General features: G+C 27.6%; 25 protein-coding genes. 13 read left to right on the top strand and 12 right to left on the bottom strand.

Annotated features, from left to right (window positions below; genetic code table 4):
• Nucleotides 1–20: 20 nt before the first annotated feature.
• The 3 genes from rpmG to nusG are packed head-to-tail and all read left to right on the top strand — an operon-like array spanning nucleotide 21 to nucleotide 993.
• A complete protein-coding gene (gene rpmG, locus EXC28_RS00295) occupies nucleotides 21–167 on the top strand; it encodes a 50S ribosomal protein L33 (protein ID WP_084271875.1) in 147 nt (48 codons plus the stop codon).
• Complete coding sequence (gene secE / locus EXC28_RS05225; protein WP_029330498.1) at nucleotides 167–397, top strand: preprotein translocase subunit SecE; 231 nt, start codon at nucleotides 167–169, stop codon at nucleotides 395–397. The genes rpmG and secE overlap by 1 nt, the downstream gene beginning before the upstream one ends.
• An 8-nt stretch (nucleotides 398–405) precedes the next feature.
• The gene (gene nusG / locus EXC28_RS05220; protein WP_029330500.1) at nucleotides 406–993 is read left to right on the top strand and encodes a transcription termination/antitermination protein NusG; all 588 of its coding nucleotides are present in this window, start codon (nucleotides 406–408) and stop codon (nucleotides 991–993) included.
• Between the two features lie 37 nt (nucleotides 994–1,030).
• Here the strand turns inward: nusG and plsY are convergent, their stop codons facing one another.
• Genes plsY through EXC28_RS00265 form a run of 4 tightly spaced genes read right to left on the bottom strand, consistent with a single transcriptional unit; the run spans nucleotide 1,031 to nucleotide 4,217 of the window.
• Entirely contained in the window at nucleotides 1,031–1,693 is a 663-nt protein-coding gene (gene plsY, locus EXC28_RS00280; protein ID WP_029330503.1) for a glycerol-3-phosphate 1-O-acyltransferase PlsY, read from the bottom strand.
• A 1-nt stretch (nucleotide 1,694) separates the two neighbouring features.
• Nucleotides 1,695–2,093 carry a hypothetical protein gene (locus tag EXC28_RS05215; RefSeq protein ID WP_029330504.1) on the bottom strand — a complete coding sequence of 133 codons (399 nt, stop codon included), beginning with the start codon at nucleotides 2,091–2,093 and terminating at the stop codon, nucleotides 1,695–1,697.
• Nucleotides 2,084–3,475, bottom strand: coding sequence for a glutamate--tRNA ligase (gene gltX, locus EXC28_RS00270; protein ID WP_029330505.1), 1,392 nt, complete (start codon nucleotides 3,473–3,475; stop codon nucleotides 2,084–2,086). The genes EXC28_RS05215 and gltX overlap by 10 nt, the downstream gene beginning before the upstream one ends.
• A 16-nt stretch (nucleotides 3,476–3,491) precedes the next feature.
• Complete coding sequence (locus EXC28_RS00265; protein WP_029330506.1) at nucleotides 3,492–4,217, bottom strand: hypothetical protein; 726 nt, start codon at nucleotides 4,215–4,217, stop codon at nucleotides 3,492–3,494.
• A gap of 107 nt (nucleotides 4,218–4,324) precedes the next feature.
• Here EXC28_RS00265 and EXC28_RS00260 point away from each other — a divergent pair, with 107 nt between their 5' ends.
• From EXC28_RS00260 to EXC28_RS05200, 8 genes are read left to right on the top strand one after another with little or no spacing between them, the layout of a single operon-like run.
• Nucleotides 4,325–6,343: an Mbov_0121 family peptidase domain-containing ABC transporter gene (locus EXC28_RS00260; RefSeq protein ID WP_084271876.1), complete on the top strand. Its 2,019-nt coding sequence runs from the start codon at nucleotides 4,325–4,327 to the stop codon at nucleotides 6,341–6,343.
• A gap of 38 nt (nucleotides 6,344–6,381) precedes the next feature.
• Complete coding sequence (gene ybeY, locus EXC28_RS00255; protein ID WP_029330509.1) at nucleotides 6,382–6,834, top strand: rRNA maturation RNase YbeY; 453 nt, start codon at nucleotides 6,382–6,384, stop codon at nucleotides 6,832–6,834.
• 2 nt (nucleotides 6,835–6,836) lie between these two features.
• The gene (gene era, locus EXC28_RS00250) at nucleotides 6,837–7,721 is read left to right on the top strand and encodes a GTPase Era (RefSeq protein ID WP_029330512.1); all 885 of its coding nucleotides are present in this window, start codon (nucleotides 6,837–6,839) and stop codon (nucleotides 7,719–7,721) included.
• A complete protein-coding gene (locus tag EXC28_RS05210) occupies nucleotides 7,721–9,277 on the top strand; it encodes a type 2 periplasmic-binding domain-containing protein (protein ID WP_029330514.1) in 1,557 nt (518 codons plus the stop codon). The genes era and EXC28_RS05210 overlap by 1 nt, the downstream gene beginning before the upstream one ends.
• A 40-nt stretch (nucleotides 9,278–9,317) precedes the next feature.
• Nucleotides 9,318–10,712 carry an ABC transporter ATP-binding protein gene (locus EXC28_RS00240; protein ID WP_029330515.1) on the top strand — a complete coding sequence of 465 codons (1,395 nt, stop codon included), beginning with the start codon at nucleotides 9,318–9,320 and terminating at the stop codon, nucleotides 10,710–10,712.
• Nucleotides 10,705–11,607, top strand: a complete 903-nt coding sequence (locus tag EXC28_RS00235) for an ABC transporter permease (RefSeq protein ID WP_051622600.1) — start codon at nucleotides 10,705–10,707, stop codon at nucleotides 11,605–11,607. The genes EXC28_RS00240 and EXC28_RS00235 overlap by 8 nt, the downstream gene beginning before the upstream one ends.
• A complete protein-coding gene (locus EXC28_RS05205; protein WP_029330519.1) occupies nucleotides 11,600–12,445 on the top strand; it encodes an ABC transporter permease in 846 nt (281 codons plus the stop codon). Before EXC28_RS00235 ends, EXC28_RS05205 begins: the two co-directional genes overlap by 8 nt.
• A 4-nt stretch (nucleotides 12,446–12,449) precedes the next feature.
• On the top strand, nucleotides 12,450–14,057 hold the full coding sequence (locus EXC28_RS05200) for a hypothetical protein (RefSeq protein ID WP_029330521.1): 1,608 nt from the start codon (nucleotides 12,450–12,452) through the stop codon (nucleotides 14,055–14,057).
• A 39-nt stretch (nucleotides 14,058–14,096) separates the two neighbouring features.
• Here the strand turns inward: EXC28_RS05200 and msrA are convergent, their stop codons facing one another.
• The 3 genes from msrA to mutM are packed head-to-tail and all read right to left on the bottom strand — an operon-like array spanning nucleotide 14,097 to nucleotide 15,723.
• A complete protein-coding gene (gene msrA / locus EXC28_RS00220; protein WP_029330523.1) occupies nucleotides 14,097–14,615 on the bottom strand; it encodes a peptide-methionine (S)-S-oxide reductase MsrA in 519 nt (172 codons plus the stop codon).
• A 32-nt stretch (nucleotides 14,616–14,647) separates the two neighbouring features.
• On the bottom strand, nucleotides 14,648–14,890 hold the full coding sequence (locus tag EXC28_RS00215; protein WP_029330525.1) for a hypothetical protein: 243 nt from the start codon (nucleotides 14,888–14,890) through the stop codon (nucleotides 14,648–14,650).
• 8 nt (nucleotides 14,891–14,898) lie between these two features.
• Nucleotides 14,899–15,723: a DNA-formamidopyrimidine glycosylase gene (gene mutM / locus EXC28_RS00210; RefSeq protein WP_029330527.1), complete on the bottom strand. Its 825-nt coding sequence runs from the start codon at nucleotides 15,721–15,723 to the stop codon at nucleotides 14,899–14,901.
• 54 nt (nucleotides 15,724–15,777) lie between these two features.
• Here mutM and EXC28_RS00205 point away from each other — a divergent pair, with 54 nt between their 5' ends.
• Together EXC28_RS00205 and EXC28_RS00200 are read left to right on the top strand one after the other, a co-directional pair.
• The gene (locus EXC28_RS00205) at nucleotides 15,778–16,245 is read left to right on the top strand and encodes an L-threonylcarbamoyladenylate synthase (protein ID WP_029330529.1); all 468 of its coding nucleotides are present in this window, start codon (nucleotides 15,778–15,780) and stop codon (nucleotides 16,243–16,245) included.
• A 10-nt stretch (nucleotides 16,246–16,255) separates the two neighbouring features.
• Nucleotides 16,256–16,723 (top strand): RpiB/LacA/LacB family sugar-phosphate isomerase, encoded by a 468-nt coding sequence (locus EXC28_RS00200; RefSeq protein WP_029330531.1) that lies wholly within the window; start codon nucleotides 16,256–16,258, stop codon nucleotides 16,721–16,723.
• Between the two features lie 49 nt (nucleotides 16,724–16,772).
• Here EXC28_RS00200 and EXC28_RS05195 read toward each other — a convergent pair whose 3' ends face one another.
• From EXC28_RS05195 to EXC28_RS05185, 5 genes are all read right to left on the bottom strand, one after another.
• A complete protein-coding gene (locus EXC28_RS05195; RefSeq protein ID WP_029330533.1) occupies nucleotides 16,773–17,921 on the bottom strand; it encodes a DUF2179 domain-containing protein in 1,149 nt (382 codons plus the stop codon).
• Nucleotides 17,922–18,003: 82 nt separating this feature from the next.
• On the bottom strand, nucleotides 18,004–19,368 hold the full coding sequence (locus EXC28_RS05190; RefSeq protein WP_029330535.1) for a YitT family protein: 1,365 nt from the start codon (nucleotides 19,366–19,368) through the stop codon (nucleotides 18,004–18,006).
• Between the two features lie 41 nt (nucleotides 19,369–19,409).
• Nucleotides 19,410–20,822 carry a replicative DNA helicase gene (gene dnaB, locus EXC28_RS00185; protein WP_029330537.1) on the bottom strand — a complete coding sequence of 471 codons (1,413 nt, stop codon included), beginning with the start codon at nucleotides 20,820–20,822 and terminating at the stop codon, nucleotides 19,410–19,412.
• 40 nt (nucleotides 20,823–20,862) lie between these two features.
• Complete coding sequence (rplI, locus tag EXC28_RS00180; protein WP_029330539.1) at nucleotides 20,863–21,300, bottom strand: 50S ribosomal protein L9; 438 nt, start codon at nucleotides 21,298–21,300, stop codon at nucleotides 20,863–20,865.
• Complete coding sequence (locus tag EXC28_RS05185) at nucleotides 21,281–23,242, bottom strand: GGDEF domain-containing protein (protein WP_029330541.1); 1,962 nt, start codon at nucleotides 23,240–23,242, stop codon at nucleotides 21,281–21,283. Before EXC28_RS05185 ends, rplI begins: the two co-directional genes overlap by 20 nt.
• Nucleotides 23,243–23,274 lie beyond the last annotated feature (32 nt).

Below are 23,274 nucleotides of genomic sequence, written 5' to 3'. Positions count from 1 at the left end.
AAACATATATAATATAACCTATGAAGAATACCAAAAAGATTATATTAGCATGTCAAAATTGCTTAAATAAGAATTATCGTGTAAATAAAAGCAACGAAGAAAGACTTATATTAAAGAAATTCTGCAAATTCTGCAATTGTGAAACCGAACATAAAGAGGAGAAATAATGGTCGATAAACTAGAATTTAATGTGCAAGAAAGTAAATCAAGCAAGCACCGCGAATCTACAATGAAAAATTTCGTTAAAGAAATTAAAAGAATTAAATGACCTAAACACAAAAAAGTGTGAAAATGATTCGGAATTACAATCACGTTTGTAGTTTTGATGGCAGTCTTTTGTTTCTTAATTACACTTGGTTTCACTGGTTTATGAAATATTGTAGGAATTAAAGCTTAGGAGTTATTATGAATGAAGAAAAGAAAATTTTTAAATGATACATGATTTCAACTGTATCTGGAAAAGAAGATAATGTTGCCGAGTCATTAAAAAACAAAATTAATGCAACCGGAATGAACGATTTCTTTAAAGATATCAAAATCTTTAAAATGCCTCACCTTTCAAATAAAGAATTAGAAAAGAAAACCAAAGGTGAAGAATACACAGTTAAATACGTAAATATCTACAAAGGTTACATCTTCTTAAATATGTCAATGACAGATGAAGCTTGATATTTAGTCAGAAACACTCAATATGTTACTGGTTTAATTGGTTCTTCAGGTAAGGGAGCAAAACCAACTCCAGTTAGCCGTGTTGATTTTCAAAACATGATTGAACAAGAAAAAAGATTACAAGAAAAATTTGATGCAGGAGATATCGAAACTGCATTCAAAGAAGGTACTATTGTTCAAGTTATTGAAGGTCCTTTCATAGGTGAAACAGGCGCAATTGTTAAAAGTGATGACATCAAACAAAAAGCATTTGTTAACATTGAACAATACGGAAGATATGTTCCTACAGAATTTGAATATAAAGTTTTAAAAATATGTGGTTAAAATAAAAACAGCTTTAATTAATAACGAAGCTGTTTTTTTAATATAAATTAAGTTTATTTTCAGTTTTATTCAATAATCTTTGAAAGTTTTTAAAGTGTTTTAACAAAATAAAGATTGTTGCGATAGATAGAATTATTGAATGCATATTAATTGGTATATCTACTTGCATATAGCCTAAAACACCAGTCCCAAAAATTGATCAAATTGATAATAATGAAACAATAATTGGAGTAATTGTTGAAGCAAGTGAAACATACTCAGTCATTGCAATAATAGTAACGTAAATTGCAACAAATATCATAAATAAATACAAATGGAAACCTAATGTAATTCCAAAGAAGCAAGCAACACCCTTACCGCCTTTGAATTTAAAATAGATTGGAAAAATATGTCCAATTAAAGCACCTAAACCAATAAATAAAGGAATAATATGCTTTGCATTATCTACATTTATGAACTTCTTACATAAAGAAACAATTAAGATTGGAATATAAGCCTTTAGTAAATCAAAGGTAAATACAGTTGCAGCAAATTTAAAACCCATGATTCTTAATACATTAGTTGCACCTGCGTTATTACTTCCCACAGATCTAATATCCTGGCCTTTAATTTTACTTACAATAATACCTAAATTAATTGACCCAATTCAATAACCTAATAGAAAAATAATTATATTAATTCAAATATATGTTGCAACCATACTAATTACTTATCTCTTTTTCATCTTTAATTTCAATCAATACACGATTAGTGGTCAAAATTTGGTCATTATTTAGAATATCATAATCAAAAAGAATTGTATCTTTAGCAATTACTACTTTCTTTAAATATCAATCAATTCAAAAATCTTGGACATCAGTTTTGAACAATCCTTTTTGACGTTGATGCAATACTAAATTGAATGACTGAATTCCATATGAAAAATTAACTGCTTTTTCTGAAATTTCTAAATGATGTGCTGTATTTGTTTGGTCAATAAAATCTAGAACAATAAATTCATCTTTAACAGTTTCTTTGTAATCAATTCAATCCGTTTCAAAAATTGAACTACTGCTATCATCAATTGACAAATAAGTTGTTGATTTAAATTTTAATTTCATTGTTTTAATCTATTTAATACTAATTCCTGACCAAATAAGAATATTGCTTTAGCTAATTCAGGCCCATGTTCTTCATAGGTTGATGCAATTCTAATTGGCATAAATAAGTTTTTGCCCTTAACATTCAATAAATCTTTTGTTTCATTAATTGCCAATTGAATATTTTCAACAGTAAATTCTTTCTTAATTAATTGGTTATAAAAAGTTTTAACAACATCAACATTATCAATAACTAAATCTAAATTAGTTTTTGGTTCTAAATACATTTTTAAATGATTTTTAATTTCATTGATTGTTGCTGATTGTTGTTTATATGTTTCAACAAATAAAGTGTTTCATTCGCTTGATTTAGGTGATTCAATTGCTTTTAGAATTACTTCATTATCCATTGTTTTCATATATTGTTTAGAGAATCATTCCATTTTGACAATATCAAATTTAGAAGGTGATTTTGATAGACGTTCTGGATCGAATTTTTGAATCAATTCATCTTTTGACATCATTTCTGATGCATCGGCAGCTGTTCAACCCAATAATGCTAAAAAGTTGAATATCGCTTCAGGACGGTATCCTTCATTTTTATAATCTTCAATGAATTGTTTCATTGTCTTATCACGTTTTGAAAGTTTCTTACCTTCCATATTTGTAATAATTGTTAAGTGCCCAAATTTAGGCGCTTCTCAATTAAATGCTTCGTATATTGCTAATTGTTTTGGAGTGTTAGTGATATGCTCTTCACCTCTTAAAACGTGTGAAATTTGCATTTGATGATCGTCAACTACAACTGCAAAGTTATAAGTTGGATAACCGTCTGATTTTAGAATAACGAAATCACCAATGTCATCACTATTAACAGCTATTTCGCCTCTAACGATGTCATTTCAAGCATAAACTTTGTTTTTAGGCAATCTTAATCTTACTGAATACTCTTTTGCTTCTTCACGACGTTTTTTCTCTTCATCAGAAATTTTTAATCAGTTTGGATCATATCTAAAAGAAGCAACACCTTGATTTTCTTGTTCTTGATGTTGTAATGCAAGCTCATCGGTATTTTCGTATGCTTTATAAGCGTGACCTGAAGCAATCAATTGGTCAATTAATTCATGATAAACATCTAATTTTTCTGATTGACGATATTTACCGCATAATGGATTTGGTTTTAAAGGCGATTCATCGGGAATAATTCCTAATCAAGCTAAATTGTTTAATTGACTCTCTTCACCACCAACGACGTTTCTTTCAACGTCAGTATCTTCTAATCTAAAGATAAAATCACCATTAAAGTGCTTTGCAAATAAATAACAAAATAAAGCGGTTCTTGCTCCACCTATATGCAAATAACCCGTTGGACTAGGGGCATATCTTGTTCGTATTTTATTCATAATAAATACTCCTTATTTATTCTTGATTGAATACAAGTACAATTGGGTCAATTGCACCATCTCAACTCTTTTTATCACCATACATATCAGGTAAAACAGGCCAAGCGCCTTCTTCAATTCTGTCATATGTAATACCAAAATAATTTGAAGCATAGTCAACCAAAGCTTTAAAGTTTGGTGCTGATTCATAAGATTTGTGTGCATAGTATAATGCCAAAATAACAGCATTAGGATTGTCTTTATATTGGGCATATCTTCATTTTGAAGCGGCATATGGATAATGACGTTTAAACTCTTCATATGTATAAGCAACCATTCTAAAGTCATAACCCGCTAATAGCTTATCTAACTTAATGTATTTAGCGTATGTAGCTTTTAATGCAGTTGGTATATGTTCTTTATTTATCATCAAAGTTTTATTATCTTTTTCTAATTTAATAATTTTATTTCCTTGATCGTCTAATTTATACTCGCCAGTTTCGGTTGTTTCATAAACATATAAATCATATGCTTTGTCACTTGGAGAAATTGGGTTTTGATTTAATCTAACATATGAAATAAATGCAGAAGCACTACCATTTAATATATGAATACCTTTTTCTTTGTCAAAAGTTGCATTTTCTTTATTAACATGCATCTCTGGTTTAATAGAAACACATGAAATTGACAATAAAGGGGCTGATATTGTTGAAATTGTGCCAATTGTTAATAATATTTTTTTGTTGAAATTCTTTTTAATCATAATGAAAATTATACATTAGTATAATCATTACAAAACTCTATTTTTTGTTTTCCTAAATTTTTCCTATTTTTGATCAATATATTAAATATTTTGAAATCATTAAAAATATGAAAATAAATATACAAAATAATTACAACGAATGCAGTTTGTATTGCCTTCAGTCAATGATTAAATATCATTTTCACAAATGAATTGATATTGATATTTTAAAGTCCCAAACCAATTTATCCGAAAATGGTTTGTCTGTTGAAAAATTATTAAATTTAAGCTATAAAAATGGTTTTCACAGTGAAGCATATGAGGTTTCATTGAGCGAGTTTTTAGAGCTGAAAATCAATAAGCCAATAATTACAATTCTACAAAGAAATAATTATTTTCATTATGTAATTGTTATCTCTAAAACTAAGCAATGTATAAAAATTTTAGATAGTTCAATTGGTTTAATTAAAATGACTATTGAGGATTTTGAAAAAGAATTTCAAGGGATTATTATTGATTTAATTAAGATCAAAGATTTCAGTCATACTAGACAATCTATTTTTGATTATTTTCAAAACGTCAAAATCAGCAAATTTTTATTAATCTTACTCTTTAATTTAATTTCACAATGTTGCATAATTCTAGCAACTAAATTTATGACTGAGGTTATTGATAGCGTTTGAATACCGAAAAAATTATCGCCTTTATTACAAATTTCAATTGTTTTTATGTGAGTTTATTTTGTTAAATTACTATCTTATTTTTTAAGTAATTTCATTAAGCAAAGATTAATTAATAGATTAATATGTGAATCGTATAATCGCTTCTTTCACATATTATTAAACATAAAATTAAGAGAATTTCAAAAACTGCATAAAAGCGATTATTTGCAACGAATGTCCTTTATACCAATGGTAGTTACTTTTCAAATCACGTTCTTGATTACAATATTTAATTCAAGTTTCTTTATTTTGTTATCAATTATTTGAATGAATATCATTTCTTGAGAATTATTTTTAATTGCTCTTTGTTTTGTATTTTGAAATGTGATAATCACATTAGCCTTTTATAAAAGGAATTCAAAATTGTTTCCAAAAATGTTGCATTTAAATCAAAATCTTCTCAGTCATACAAACAGTTTAATTTTTAATGTTATTTCAAATAAAAACCCAAATACAAAGGCATATAACAAAAACGAAATTAATACGTTGGTATCAAATTTATTCAATTTCAACAAAACGTTTTATAAAACGGAAATTTCTAAAAACGTGCTTTTTATACTAAACGATAATATCTTCAATGTGTTATTAATAGTACTAGGTTCAATTCTGGGTTATTACAATAATTTGGCATTAGGTAATATGATTTTATTCCATAGTTTTCATATATATTTAATAAATCCGATTGACAATCTTTTAAATTTAATTACAAATTGAAAACAAAATATTGAAATGATAAACAAACTAAATTTCTTTTATAAATTAGATCTTGAATCAAACAACGAAATTCTTTTAGATCAAAAAATATCAAACATTGATTTTAGAAACATTCATTTTAATTTCGGTGATAAAAACTTGTTTAAGAATTTCAATTTATCCATTAATACAAATACATTTTTAAAAGGAAGTAATGGTTCAGGTAAATCCTCCTTGATGCACTTAATTTATGGATTATATGATGACTATCAAGGAGAAATGAAGGTTAATAATTTATCACTCAAAACCCTAAATCTCAACAATTATAGAGACAAAATTTATTTCAACATTAACAACGAAATTTTTTCTAGAAATTCAGTATTAATTCACATTACTCAAAATAATGAAAATTTACTTCAAACTTTCATATTAAATATACAAAAATATAACCTCTTTAGAGTCTTTGAAAGATATAAACTTAATCTAGATTCAATGATTGAATTCGGAGGAATTAATTTATCTAGCGGTCAAAAACAATTAATAAAAATTTGCTTATTATTTACTAAAAAATTTGAACTTATAATGTTAGATGAAGCATTCGAAAATATCGATCAAGATACATTTAATTTACTAAAAAGTGCAATAAATGATTTTCAAAATGAAAGTATATTTATTGAAATAAGTCATAATGAAAAATATATAAAAGATTCTTCAACAATTAAATATTTGTAATATTTAAAAAAATATTTATTTTCCTTATAATTTTGAATATGAATTTTATTAATTATAGAAACACAAGTTGACATTGTTTTAAATTTAAGAAAGAATTTTTAAGCATTTTAGAAGAAGCTAGAATTGAATTCAATGAAGAAAAATTTCTATCAGTTGACGTTCTTTTCGTAACTGCTAAAGAAATGAAAAAATTAAATTTAGAACATAGAAATAAAGATTACACAACAGACATTCTTAGCTTTCCTTTCGATGGAAAAGACGAACTAGATTTTTTAGAAGAACTTCCACTAGGACAAATAATTATTTCGCCATGAAAAATTAAGAAACAAGCTAAAGAATTCAACCACAGTTTAAAAAGAGAATTTTGTTACATCTTCGCTCACGGAATTGCTCATTTATTTGGTTTCGATCATATTGAAGAAAATGAAGCAAAAATTATGAACGAACATGTTGAAAATATTATGAAAAGGTTAAATATAACAAGGGGGTAGATATGAAAAAAAATTGTATCGTTGGTTTAATCGGTAGACCAAACGTAGGCAAAAGCACATTACTAAACCAAATATTAGAATACGATTTATCAATAGTTTCAAACTATGCCCAAACAACTAGAGATGATATTCGTGGAATTTATAACGATAACGATTGCCAAATTATCTTTATAGATACACCAGGAATACACAAAGGTGAAAATTTATTATCTGAAAAATTGAATCAAAAATCATATTCAATTTTAAAAGATGTTGATTTAGTGCTATTTATAACTCCAGCTAACGAAACTATTGGTCGTGGCGATGAATGAGTTATAAATAAACTAAATGAAAATAATATTAAAAATAAAATTGCCGTAATAAGCAAAATTGATTTAGTTAACGACAATGAAAAACTAAATGAAAAAGCAAGCAAACTTAAAGAATTAGGTTTCAAAACTGTATTTGGAATTGGATTGAATTTCAAACAAACATATAAAGATTTAATCAATGAAATTAAATCATATGCTTATGAAGGTGAAAATCTATATCCAGACGATCAAATTGGCGATGTTTCAATGCGCTTTTTAGCTAAAGAATACATTAGAAAAGCAGCAATTGAAAATCTTTATCAAGAAATTCCACACTCTATTGCAGTTGAAATCAACGACTTTAAAGAACAAGAAGAGTGACAACCTTATTTAATTGATGCAACTATTTATGTTAAAAAGGATTCCCAAAAAGGAATACTGATTGGCAAAAATGGTTCAATGATTAAAAAAATTTCAACACAATCAAGATTACAGATGGAAGAAATTTTCCAACATAAAATATATTTGACAATCAATGTAAAAGTAAATAACGATTGAGTAGATGACTTAAACAAAATTAAAAAGATGGGCTACTAATGAAAAAGAGACATAAACTATCTCCATCGGTTATTAGAACGATATTAATCACAATCATAACCGTATTAACATTTGGAATTTTTATTGGGATACTCTCAATAAAATTAAACAATCCATATCATGTTAGTTTATATAATTACGAGTCCTACTTAAGCAAAAAAATAATTGATAAAGTTAAAAAGAATTATTCATATCACGTATTTACAGAAATTAATGAATTTACAAAAGCAATCAACACTGAAAAAGCTGTTGCTGGTGTTGGTAGTGATCACCAAATAGCACAATTAATCCTTGAAAATAAAATTAAGAAAATTAATTTTGAAAGAATTTTCGGAACAAATAATAAAGAAAAAATCTACGAATTTTATTCACCGATTGTGCGTGAACATTTAGATAAATTTGACAAATGAATTATTGAAGAAGTTAAGAGAAATAATCCAGACAATATCAAAAATGGTATGAAAAACGGTATTTTTCTTCCTTATTTAGTTTATAACGAAGATGGAATAATACAAGGCGCTGAAATAGATGGACAAGAAGGTGTTGATTCATTCTATCAATACTTGGTTCCTTATTTCATTCAAGATAAAGTTATAGCTTATAACATCAATAATAAATATCGTCCACATTTAAAAGATATTGAAAACATACAATTTGAAAACACAGACTGAACGACAATATTAAAAACTTTAATTAATAAACACAATTACAACAGAACCTATTGAACTAACTCATACCTAGACAACGCTATGATTGGTCAATTCTATGCACATGAAAGTGGAAAAGAAAATTATATTGTTGATAATAAAGTTGTTGATATTACAGACGAAAATTATAAAAAGATTTTAAATTACTTCACTGAATTTGTATATGAAACAACAGGTGCAACAATTAAAGAAAACGATAGAAACAAGCTGGTTACCAATGGTTTGGAATTAGTTAACGAAATAATTGAACCAGCTTCAACAAAAGCTGATATTGCAATTATGTATAACGGAGATTCGTTAGATTCATATTTTTCAGAGGATAACTTCTCTAAATTAACTGATACACAAATAAAATACATTAGACCTCATAATAACTATGTGTTATTAGATGCCTGAATTATTTCTAAATCAACTAATGATGATGAAAGCAACAAACTTCTTGATTTCATGAAAGAAAATATCTTAATGGGTTCAAATGAAACTGAAGAAAATATAACCAATCACTTCTTTGAACATCTATTAAAAAATATTAATGCAAATCTTTCAATAGAAGAGTATCTAAAACCAGAGAATTTTAGTAAATATTACGACACATATAAAGATAGTTTTGATTTTCTGCCTGTAATACAAAACTTTGATGCAATTAACTATACACCCGCATATTTAAATGTAAATAACTTTTTAAATAAATACTATTTTAAAAATGCTGATGGAACTGATGATTTGATAGCTAAAGACATATTCACTATCAGTAATACAGATCAAGTAAATCATCAAATATATCAACCTATTAACTTAAAACTAAAAACAAAAATTGTTGATTATTATTACCAAATCACAAAATCTTAAAATACAAATTATGTTTTAACCTTAAAAATTAGGAGAAAAAATGGAAAGACAAATTAAAAACAAAAATTTGATTCAAGCAGATAAACCAATTATTGAATTAGTTGATGTTGTTAAAGAATTTGATGACAAATTAGTTCTAGACAACGTTAATATGACCATTGAACCAGGACAATTTATTACCTTATTAGGTCCTTCTGGTTCAGGTAAAACAACTATTTTAAGAATTATTGGTGGTTTTGAATGAGTAACTCGTGGCGAAGTTAAATTTTTCGGTAAAGATATTAAAGATTTAGCTCCTCACAAAAGAGAAGTTTCAACAATTTTCCAAGATTACGCATTATTTCCACATCTAAACGTTGAAAATAACATTAAATATGGACTACGTTTAAAAAGAATGCCAAAGGAAAAAATTTCTAAAATCTTATTAAAAAAATTAAAAACTAAACAAGAACAATGACAAAAAGTTGTTGATGAAAAACTTAAAAAACTTAATGCTGAAATTAACGAATACGAACAACTTTTAAACGCCGAAGAAACAACAGAAGGCGAAAAAGAAAAATACCAAAAATGAATCGATGATTTAGATTTTGAGTATTCATATTGAGAAAACTATGTAGATCTAAAAACAGAAGAATTTGAAAAAAGATATTTAACTAGACGTATCAACAATGCCGAAATGAACGAAAGAGTTAAGAAAATTATGGAACTTGTCGGTCTAGAAGGCAATGAAAAGAAAAACGTAAGTTACTTATCAGGCGGTATGAAACAAAGAGTTGCTCTTGCCAGATCATTAGTTATTGAACCAAAAGTTCTTTTATTAGACGAACCTTTAAGTGCATTAGACGCAAAGATTCGTGAAAAAATGCAAAGATTATTAAGAGATGTACAAAAGAATTTAAACCTAACATTTATTTTCGTTACACACGATAGAAACGAAGCATTACAATTAAGCGATAAAATTGCGGTTATTCGTGATGGTAAAGTTGAACAATTCACAAGTCCTAGAGAATTATATGACTATCCAATTAACAAATGAGTAGCTAACTTTATTGGAGATTCAAACTTCTTTGATGCTACATTTGTTAAAGCAAATAAAGTAAGATTCATGAATAAAACATATGACACAATTCATGATGAATTCCAACCAGGTGATAAACTTGATGCTTTAATTAGACCTGAAGATATATACATAACCAGAAGTAAAACAGCCGCTAAAATGAAGGGTGTTATTGAAAAATCAACTTATGGTGGAAGTTATTACTACTACGAAATTAAAGTAAAAGACAAAATTATTTTCGTTGAAACCCCAAGTAAACACAATGAAGGTAAGGAAGTTTTCTTAAACTGAGATGAGGATGCAATTCACTTAATGCATAAAGATCCTAAATTGTCATACGAAGAAACAATGGAAGTAGACTCACAACATAATGGCTAAAAACAGTATGGTTTTGACCACTAACAAAAATTCAAAATCAAAAAAGAAACACAAATTTTTAAGTGGTTCAAATAAATGACAACTTAGTTTAGGAATACCTTATTTAATATTCTCAATTCTATTTATTATTCTACCAATGGTATTAATTGCCATATACGCTCATAAACCTTTAGATCAAGAACATCCTTGATATACCTATAAATCAGCAAACTGAGAAATTGCTTTTAAAGATAGTACTTTTAAAATAATTCTAAGATCTATACTAACAGGGTTAGTTGCTGCAACCATTTCTTTATTTATTGGTTTTCCTTATGCATACATTATTTCAAGATCTAAATCTTCAATAATTAAAATTCTAGGTTTATCTCTTGTCTTAAGCCCATTAGCTATCTTTACTATTTCAAAAGCATTGGCATTAAGAGGTCTATTCTCTGCTATATTTGATGATGAGAATAAATTAAACAATTATTTCTTTATGATTCTAGGAATGGTATATTTATTCCTTCCATTCATGATTATGCCATTGTATCAAGTGCTAAAGGATATGCCAAACAACATTTTAGAAGCTAGTCAAGATCTAGGATATTCAAAACCTAAAACAATGTTTAAAGTTATCATTCCTTATTCAACCAAAGCAATTCTTTCAGGGTTTGGAATAATTCTAATGATGGCTTCCACTTCAATTATTATTTCAGATAAATTACTACCTAACGGTAGTCAAAAACAATTGATTGGTAACTTAATTAACCAATTCGCCAACACAGCTAATCCATTTGACCTAGCAACTGCTTCTTCATTGGTATTAGTAACAATGGTTATACTACTTGCTTTATACGGAATTATCTATGGAATTCCATACTTAATTAGTAAAAAGAGAGGGGGTTCTGATGAATAAATTTAAATCAGTTTTAAAATATTCATACATAATCTTGATTTTATTATTTCTATATGTTCCGATTATTTTCGGAACAATCTATAGTTTTAATGAACCTTCAGCAAAAGGTACATTCTCCGTTACTACTTGAAACAGAACATCTTTTTCTGCATATCAAGAGTTGTTTTCGAAATCTCATACCTTAGCTTTCATTAACTCTTTCTTATTAGGATTTGCAACTTCAGTTTTAGTTATCCTAATTTCTCTACTAACAGTTTTTGCTCTATGAAAACAAAAAAATAAAATTATTAGATCATACGTACAATCAACATCAAACATTCCTTTAATTAACCCTGATGTTATTACTGGATTGACATTAGCTATTGTCTTAAATCTTCTTTTCTTCGGAACATTAAAAGCTACAAACGAAGGTTTTATACGTGCTGTTATTGCACATACAGTAATGTGTCTTCCATATGGAATACTGATTATGCTACCAAAAAGCGATAAATTCTCTAAAAACATTTTTGAGGCAAGTCAAGATTTAGGATATTCAAAATTCAAAACCTGATTTAAAACATATTTTGTATATATGTTAGGATCAATTGGATTTACTTTCGTCATTACAATGGCTCTATCATTTGATGATTTTATTATTACAAGAATTGTTTCAAATACAGAAACACTTGGAACACAATTATATGAAGGACAATTCCAAGCTTGATCATTAGCTATTGGAGCAATATCACTAATTATTGTTCTTCTTGGAAACACCGCATATGCTGCTTACAAATCAGTTGAAAACCGTAAAAGAAACAAAGCAATTCAATTAAATAGAAAGTTGGCAGTTATTAAATAATAAAATGTATAAAAGATGATTAAAAATCATATTATGAGTGTTTCCATTAATTGCAACTTTTATACTTGTTTTAACATTCACCTTAACTAAAGGATTACACGCTTATCGTCCAAGTATTTATAACTACGAATCATACATGTCTCCTACAATCATTGAAAAGATAAAAAAGAAATACAATTACAAAGAATTTAAAGAAGTAAACGAATTCACACAAGCGCTAAATGCTGAAAAAGCAATTGCAGGTGTTGGTTCTGATTTTCAAGCTGCTCAATTAATCATTGACAATAAAATCAAGAAAATTGATTTTGAAAGAATATATGGTATTGGCGCTAACAACTGAGAATTAAGAAAACATATCTATCGTGATGCTATTGTTAAACATATTGAAGATTTTGATAAATTAATCTTTGAAACTCTGCAAACAACAGCACCGCAAAAAATTCTTTCAGTTAAAAACCAAACATATGATGTTGATAATGATGGAATAGCTGATCACATCTACGAATATATTATTCCTTATTATTCACAAGATAAGGGCATTGCTTACAATATCAATAAAACAAGCAGACCTCATTTAGATATTGACAATACATTAATTGAATTAGAAGGACAAAGCGAAAAATTATCTTGAAAAGAAATTATTAATATTTTAAGAAAAAATAATTACAACAGTTTCGGATGAACAAACGCTTATTACGATAATTTAATGATCGGCGCCTTTTATGACAATTGAGATGTACCAAATGTATTCACTGAAAAGAATTACAAAAAAGCTATTGATAGTTTCTTTGACTTTGTGGAAAAAGAATCTGGGCATAGTATTAAAGATACAAAATACAACTACACAACTGGTGATGGTCTTGAATTATTAAATCACTTAATTGAACCAAAACCAAATCGTTCAGATGCCGCTATTTTGTACAATGGCGATGCATTGGATGCTTATTATTCAGAAGATAATTTTGCTTCAGTTGAAGAGGGTACAATAAGATTTATTAGACCTAAAAATAATTACATCTTAATGGATTGTTGAATAATTGCTAAAGCTCTAAGCGAAAATGACACCAATGATTTCCTTGATTTATTAAGAGAAAACATTTATTCTAATAATAACTTAAATCGTAGCTGAGATAAAGATAAAAACTACAAGACACTAACTGACAAATTCTTTTCTGAATTTAAAGAACTTTACAACACATGAGATATTCAAGAAGAACGTAAAAAACTAAAAGATGAGTTCAATTTAAGCGATGAAGAAATCAATAATTTAATTAAGAAATTTGATGATTGCTTAACATACGACAAGTTTGATACAGATTTACTTGAATTAAGAAATTCTGAATATCATTTATTTGATGATGTATTTTCTGAATTATTTTCTTCATCAAACATTGGTGAAATTATTAATTTTGATTACGTATCATATACACCAACCGACGTCAATACATATGAATTCATTAAAAAATGATATTTCAAAGACGACAAAATAGCTTTATCAATGTATGAACAACCAGATCCAAGCGATACATATAATGTTTATCCATATCCAATTATCAATACTGCTACCAGAACAAAAATTACTTCTTACTATTACGAAAAAACGAAATCATAATAATTAAAAACATTCGCACTACTTTAAGAACGAATGTTTTTATTTAATCATTTTTTCATTGTCATATATATTCAAATCTAAATCATTAATGTTTATATGACAATACCCATTTGGATTTTTGTATAAATATTTTTGATGATATTCTTCTGCTTTATAGAAATTATTAATTATTGATGATTCAATTTGAATTTTTAAATCTATTTGTGATTGACGGAATTCAAGGTATGATTGAATAAATTTTAAATCCTCTTCATTTATTGAATATACACCAGAACGATATTGTATTCCTTCATCTTCACCTTGTTTATTCAAACTAAAAGGATTAACGAATCTAAAGAAATGAATTAAAATTGTTTGTAAATCAATTTCTGATGAATCATATTCGATTTCAACAACTTCAACAAAATTATACTTTCCGCTGCAAACTTGTTCATAACTAGGATTCCCGATTGATCCGTTTGCATAACCAACTTTGGTTTCAATAATTCCCCTCAATTTTGAATAATAATGTTCTACACCTCAAAAACAACCACCAGCAATATAAATTGTTTTTACCATATTTCTCCGTTCTTTATTTCAATAAATCAAATCTATTTTCTATATATTCTAATTTTTGATTGATTGGTATTCAAAAATTTGTAATGACATCTTTCTTTATCTAATATATCAACTACAGTGTAATAAACAGATCTGGTACCAATACCTACAATTACATCAATATAATCGTAATAACTGTTTCTTAACTCATATAATATATTTAAAATACTTGCTGTCGCTTGTTGAGTATCATAACCATGTAAATCATATTCTGGGTTATCAAAATAAAAATTCATTTATTAACCTAGTACATTTTTTGACAATTAGAACAGAAATATGTTCCACGTTGATTTACTTTTATTTTTGTTGTTGAATGATTACATAGTTTACAATTTTTTATTTTGTCGTGATGAATTTGAAGGAAATTTTGAAATTCACCTTCTTGGTTATTTAAGCTTTCGTAAGAGAATAATGTAGTCCCACCTTTTTCAAAAGAAGCTTGCATAATTAAACCAGCATTTTTAATAATCTCACTTAATTGTTCTTTAGAAAGATTTTTGCAAGGGGTTAGGGGATGAATTTTTGAAGCAAAAAGTGCTTCGTCGGCATATATATTACCAATACCCGCTATTAAACTTTGATCTAACAATTTTGTTTTAATTGGGGTTGATAATTTAGCAAATTTGTTATAGACACTATCAATATCAGTATCTAGAGGTTCTAATGCAATATTCAATAAGGGTTCTGTTGTTAAGTAATTGCTTTTATTTCTTAAATGATATGTTCCAAACATACGTGAATCTAAATATTGAAGTTCACTTTTGTCTTCAAAAATAAATTTTAGCATCATATGTTTATGATTAACAACTGGAACATCAAAAAAGCGATATTTTCCTTCCATTCTTAAATGTGAAATTACAATATCATCACTATCTAATTGAAAAATAATATATTTTCCTTTATTGACTATGTCAATAATTCTATTGTTTATCAATGCTTTTTTGAAATCTTCAATTGAATTTTCTTTCAATATTTTAGGTTTAACTACAATAAATTCTTTTATTGTTTTATTCAATATTTTGCTTTTCAAAGCTTTGATAACAACTTTAACTTCAGCTAATTCAGGCATATGTTTATTATATAGTTTTTTGAATGTTTTTGCTTTTTGTTATAATTTTTTAATATGGTAAATAAATATAACGAACTATTTATTTCTACAACTGATACGGTATTGGGTATCGGAGGACCGGTCAAGGAAGAAATCAAAAATTTGATTTATCAAATCAAAGGTCGCGATAGAAATAAAAAATTGATTATTTTAGCTGGTTCAATTGAGCAAATAAGAGCATTTCCTGAATGGAATAGCAAAGCGGAAGGTTATGCAAAGAAATATTGACCAGGTGCAACAACAATTGTTGTTAATAACCAAGGTTTTAGAATTCCTAATCAAAAAAAATTAATCGATTATTTAATCAAAAACGGACCAGTATATATGTCAAGTTGTAATATGTCAAACGCTCCTGTTTGCGAAACAATCGAAGAAGCGCGCGAAATATTTCCTGAAATTACAAATATATATAATTTTGGTGAAATGAGTCAAAAACCTAGTGTCATCATTCGTGTGGAAGACGGAGAAATATTAAGAAAGTAATTGGAGGATTATGAAAGTTAGAATCGCAAGTGACCATGCAGGTTGTCAAATGAAAGACCAACTTGCTGAAAAATTACGAAAAGAAGGTTATGAAGTAGAATTATTTGGCGCTACTTCAGGAGATACACCAGTTTCATATGCTGAAGTTGGTATTGAATTCGCCAAAACCTACATCAATGACAAAGACAAAAACGAAAACAAATATATTGCAATATGTGGTTCGGGGATTGGAATCTCAATTGCATTGAATCGTTTTAAAAAGATTAGATGTGCACGTGTAGATACACCAGAAGAAGCTAGATTAGCAAAATTACATAATGACGCCAACGTTCTTTGCTTTGGTGGAAGATTAACAAGTGTTGATGATGCTATGGAAATGTTTCATCAATGAAACGACACAACTTATGAAGGTAACAGACACGTTTTAAGAGTTGCTCAATTAAGTTCTGTTGGTGAAGATGTTTCTGAAGAAGAATAAATATTAAAAAAAACATCACGAAAGTTTAATACTCGTGACGTTTTTAATATTAATTCTCCACTTTTGAAGTATTTAAATTTCCGAATATTCTATGAATTAGAGTTACTGAAATTCATGCTTGTGGGTCGATTTTTAAAATTTCATTTTTAATATTAGATTGTTCTAAATACAATGCAATGGTTTCAATTTTGGTTGTTTCTGTATTGTTATAACCGCTAGTTACGTTTGAATAGTTATAACCATGTCAGTAATTTATACTTTTTAGATGTTGAATAATTTCGTTTGGTTTTTTGGTATATATTTCAATTTTAATTTTCTTATATTTTGGATATAGTAATTCAACAAAGAAATTAAAGAAGAAGATATATAGAATACTTGATATAACACGTAAAATAAACGCGCCTGAATTTCAATGTTTAGTTGGACCACCAACACCTAAATACTCAATAATGAAGATAACAATGATTGACAATGAACTAAATATGAATGAAATAATTGTTGATATAATTCCAATACTTTTCTTCTTCTTGTATGAAAAATAATACACAATAATGTCAGAACCAGCTGTAGAACCTGAATATTTTCATGCAATTCCTGCTGATAAACCTGAGCAGATTGCTCCAATAATTGCGTAAATAATGATAGGTCATGTAGGGTTTGAATTAGTTAATCCAGGTGTAGATGGATAATGACCATAAACATTTCAAGGAATAATTTCACTATATGTAATACCGGGTCTTCAGTTGATGATATAAATTGTTATTTTGTCAAATAATTCTCTGACAGCTGGAATGAACATAAATGATTGAAAAACAACTTGGAATAACAATCAATAGAGTGTTAGAATCATAAACAGTCTTGAATTCTTTTTTCAGAAAATGATAATCAATGGTAGATTAGCAGCTAGATATATAAAAGCGAAATAAGGAGCTATTTTAGCGATTGTTAAAGTAAATAGTTGGACAATAGCAGCAACCCCTGAAGCAACAGTTGCTGCCTTTGCTAGGAAAATCGCTACGCCAAGGTTATACAATATGGCAGAAAGTAAAATTAAAAACACCTTTTTAGGAAACTTCTTTCATATATTAAATAAATTTAATTTATGAGGGTTTACGTCAAAATAATTTATTGAATTTCTTTTTCTCTTTGACATTCTACCTTGTTTTTCAATTCCTAATTGTGTGTTTTTATCTTCCATTTTATTTCTCCATTTAATACATATAATTGTAATAAATTAAAGAAATTTATTAACATAATTTTATTATTTTAGTGAAAGTCTGCTAATCGATTAGCGATGTGTCAAATTCTCCACTGATTTCGTGAATATTTGAAGTTGATATTCAAGCATTTGAATCAACTTTTTTAACCTCTTCAAAAATTCAGTCTTTTTCTAAAAATAGTGCAACTGTTTCAATTCTTGCTAAATCATGGTGAGTATAACCACTGATTCCATAGAAAATGTTGTATGAGTGTAGATAACCAATCTTTCTAAAATGAGCAAGAATGTTTTCGGTTTTTTGACTATAGATTTCGATTTTGATTTTCTTATATTTTGGATAATATCTATTTACAAGAATTGTAAATACAATTAAGTATACAAATGTTCCACATACACGAACTAAGAATTGGTTTCCATTTCATGCATGTCCTGCAATGTTTCCGGTATATTCTAATGAACCAATAACAATTGTTGAAAATGATGAGAAACATAAAGCGACGATTAAGAATACATTTCCAACTGGTTTTTTGTTTTTATATGCAATATAATTTGAAATAACTGATGTTCCACCAATTGAGCCTCTTTGTTTTCAAGCAACAACAGATGCAAGACCTTCTGAGATTCCCCCTAATACAGCATATACAAGGATAGGTCATGTTTGACCGTCGTTAATAGCCAATCCATGTTTATTAGTTAATTCTTTAATTTTGTTTAATACACCATATTTTTGTACTTGAAGTAATTGATCTCAATATATTAAATTAGCTTCTGCTGGTTTAACTGCAGAGAAAATTGGATCACTTCCGTTTTCAGCAATTGATGTTAGATATTGAGTAATATTTTTACCATTTTCCATTACATTAACTGAAACAATTTCGTGTTTGTTAATGTAAATACCAAATGGGTCTCAATAGTCATTAGTTAATCCTGTTGGATTATAAATTGATATTTTTTGATTAATAAAGTTGATAATTGGATTGTTATTATTATAGTTAATAAACATACATTGAACGATAACTTGGAATAACATTCAATAATAGGTTAAAACCATAAACATTCTCGGGTTATATCTTCAGAAACCAAACATTAATGGTAGGTTTACAAGTACGTAAAACAATCCATAGAATTGCGCAGTACTTGGCGCAGTAAATGTAATAATTTGCGATAATGAAGATGTACCGCTAGCAATAGTAGCCGCTTTTTTAAGAAAAACAGTTAAAGCTACGTTGTATAAAAAAGCACTTACAAACATTCACAAAATCTTTTTTGGATATTTCTTCCAGATGTTGAATAAATCCACTTCATATGGATTTAATGCTTTCATACGTTCTTTATAAGCTTGTTGCTTCTTTTGTTTTCTTTCAGCACGCAACAATGCTTTATTCATTTGATTTTGTTGAACATGTGTAAGATCATTATTTGACATATTTCCCCCTTTCTATTTGGGATATATACTATTATTAAAAATTATTGTTTCTTATTTTCGTAGAAGAAACGGTTGATGTGTGGCGCAAATAGCAATTGTGCTACACCAATTGCACCATGTCTATTTTTTGCCACGATTACGTCAGTAATTGAATTTTCTTGTAATTCAGGATCTACTGAATATGGATTAACATCTGCGTTGTCAGAACCATTGCCGTCTTTTTTCTTGTTACGATTATAATAATCATTTCTGTGCAAGAATAAAACAACGTCAGCGTCTTGTTCAATTGATCCAGATTCTCTTAAATCACTTAAAATAGGTCTTTTATCTTCACGTTTTTCAACGTTTCTACTTAATTGACTTAAAGCAATAATTGGACATTTTAACTCACGTGCCAATTGCTTCAATGTACGAGAAATTTTACTAATTTCTAATTGACGATTTTCGTTATTGGTTTTAGTAGATGTACCAATTAATTGAAGATAGTCCACAATTAATAAATCTGGTTGTTTAGTTGCTGCTAAACGTTTTGATAAAGTTTGTAGATCAGATATAGTTAAACTTGATTTGTCATTTAATCACATATGTCAGTTAGACATTTTTTCTTTGCTTGAATATAGCAATTGTAAATGACGTGTGTTAATATCTTTCTTTCTTAAATTACTAATTGGAACTGTTGATTCAATTGAAATCATTCTTTCAACCAACTGTGGATTTGTCATTTCTAAACTAAAGAAGAATACAGTTTTTCCTTGTTCAGCAACGTTTTTAGCTAAATTCAAAGCAAAAGCGGTTTTCCCCATTGAAGGTCTTGCTGCCAAAATTACTAAATCCCCCGGATTTAAACCGATTAACATATTATCCAATGAAGCATAACCCAATGTTAAACCGGTTGATACTTGTTCATCAAGTGATGTTATTTTATCAACGATCTTATTTGTTTCTTCTTTAATCGTTGAAAAGGGTGAATTAATTTCTGATATATCAATGTTAATTAATTCCCTTTGCAATACACCAATTAATTCATTTATATCATATGGTTGAGTATTCATTACATTATGAGTATCATTCAATAAATGATATAAACAATCTGTTTTATATTGATTAATGATATTTTGGGTGTATTTATTTATTTCGGTTGGATAACCACCATTTTCCATTAATCAATTAATATAGTCTGTTCCTTGTCTTCCATATGAGCTAATCTTATGTAATAGCTTGTTGTCAGTAAGGTAATTAATGAATAATGCGATATCGAAGGTTTCCATATTTAAATGGCATTCGCATAATGCTTGATATAAAATTTTATTTCCTTCAATATGAAACATTTCAGGTTTGATGATTTCTGATGTTTCGCTAAACATTGCAGGTTGGCTAATTACTAGACCTAAAAAACTAGATTCGTTATTAGCTATTGCAATTTCTAGTTCATCATTATGATAACGATTAAGCATTATTACCTCACTTCAAAACAGATTATTTAATTTAATGTAATTATTTAACTTCAATAATTTTTATTTTTAAATTTGCAATTACTTTTGGATGTAATTCAATTTTTACTTCATGAATTCCAAATGTATTATATGATTCGTCTTTTAAACCATATTTCGGAACTTTAATGTCATGTTTATGCAATTCTTTAATTATTGCTGTATTAGTAATAGAACCATGTACAACATTACCATTTGATTTTAATTCAAATGTTAATAACAATTTTTCAATTTCTTGTTTTAACAATGTTGCTTGATAAATTTGTTGTTCTAAATCGTCAGCAATGTTTTGCTTAATACGGTTTAAATTTTCCATTGTTTGTTTGTTAATAGGTTGCGCAATACCATTTTTGATTAAATAGTTTTTTGCATAACCATCAGCAACTTCAATAATTTCGTTTGCTTTATGTTTATTAAAATCTTTAATTAAGATTACTTTCATTTTTCACACTCACTATAGCTTGTTTTAAGTTATCAACGAATAATTCCAGAGATTCCTCTGTCTCAGCAGCTGCAGCTGCATAGTGTCCTCCACCATTAACTGCTTCAGCAATAATTTGCACATTTGTATCAATGCCCCTTGCAGACATTTTATATTTCTTACTATCAGGTAATTTAGCAATAACGAAGGCCGCCTTTCTACCTTGAACTCTTAAAATTTCGTCGGCTGTAATAGAAATTATATCAATAGGTACTTCAAAATCACCATATGCTAAATAATAACCAGGTTTAACTTCTTGTAAATTTTGAAGTAGCATAGAAATTGTTTTATAAACACCTTCAGCGATTTTTAGACTATCAACTGATGCATTGGTTGTTGCTCCCCAATTGTGCAACAATGAACATGCATGAAATGTTTTTGAAGACGTTTGTTTTTGAAATCTATTTGTGTCTAAATAAATTCCATCAAGTAATAACTGAGCGGTTGTTTGATCAATTTTATCGCCGTTATTTGTTAAGGCAATAATTTCAGTTACAATCTCAGAAGCAGACGATGCTGATGAATCAATATATGTATTGTTTTTGTAAGCATAATCTGGTGTTTTACTAATTCTGTGATGATCCAAAACAACAATATTTTCAATTAATATATTTGTAAATGCTTCTTTATTTTCAATTCTATCTTCATCTGACGTATCAACTAGAATTACTAAAGTTTGTTCATTATTTAATGCTAATGCTTGTTTAGGAGAAATAAATATTTCTTCTAAATTTGTATAATGTGTTTTTAATAACCGTGAAGTTGTTTCGTCAAAAGTAATGTTTTGAATAAAGGCATTCTTTTTATAAGCTTTAGCTAGTTTATAAACCGCATAAGCAGAACCTAGAGCATCTAAGTCAGCATTTTTATGTCCATAAATCACAACATTTTGAATTTTCTTAGATTTTAATTTATTAATCAAGACATTAGCGATGTAATTAACATTAGTTCTTGATATATTTACATCAATTTCGGTTGTTGAACCATAATGTCTCATTTTTTCATTTTTAGTTACAACAGAAATTTGATCCCCACCACGAGCTTGAGATTGTAACATAGCTTCTTTAGCTAGTTTATCAAGAACGTCTAGGTTTAAAATTCCATATGCAAAACCAGCAGATACAGTAATGTTTAACTCTTTTGTTAAACCTTTATGTTTTAATTTATCAAAAAAGTTAAATTGGTGATTTTCTCATTGATCTAAAACGTCTTTGTTGGTGATAATAAAGAAACGACCATTTTCATATTGTCTATATATCAAGTCATATTCATTTGCTAGTTCATCTAACAATTTAACAACTGAAGAATATATTTTGAATATCTCTTCTTCAGACATTGTTGATTGATATAAAAGAATATTGTCAATGTTAATTTCACCTAAAACTACTCTTTGTTTTTCATAATCTCTTAATAAATTTTCTTGAACTGTAATATCTTTGATAATTGCGATATTTCTTTCTAAAGATATATGCACTTCATATTTATTTTTTTCTTTTTCAATATTGAAATCTAAATTCTCAGTTGATCATTCTGAAACTTGAAAAATGTCTTTAATGTTTTTACCGACAATATTTCTTCCTAATTTTTGTTCAACTAATTTAGAAATTCAAACAATGGTTCCCTTGTGTCTAAAAACAATTAAACCCATTCCATTTTCATTAACTTCACGTTCAATGTAATAGTTAACTGAATTTTCTGCAATCAAAATGTTATTAAGATGTCGTCTGTATAAAATTGTTCAATAAATGCTAATTGAAATAATTCATGTGGCATATATTGTTGATAAAACAATTTGTGGAGTTGATTCTAATTTAAAAATACCAACGAAAAAACCAATTGTTGGTAAAAGAAATAAAAATACAACTTCCAGAAATATATAAATTTTTTTGTTGTTTTTTTTCATATTAATAATTATATATTAAATTATTAAAGGTA

Origin of the sequence: Metamycoplasma cloacale, assembly GCF_900660735.1 — a bacterium.
In the GTDB taxonomy this organism is placed as follows: domain Bacteria; phylum Bacillota_I; class Bacilli_A; order Mycoplasmatales; family Metamycoplasmataceae; genus Metamycoplasma; species Metamycoplasma cloacale.
Note: the sequence above shows the minus strand (reverse complement) of the source record. Positions and strands in the feature narration are given on the sequence as shown.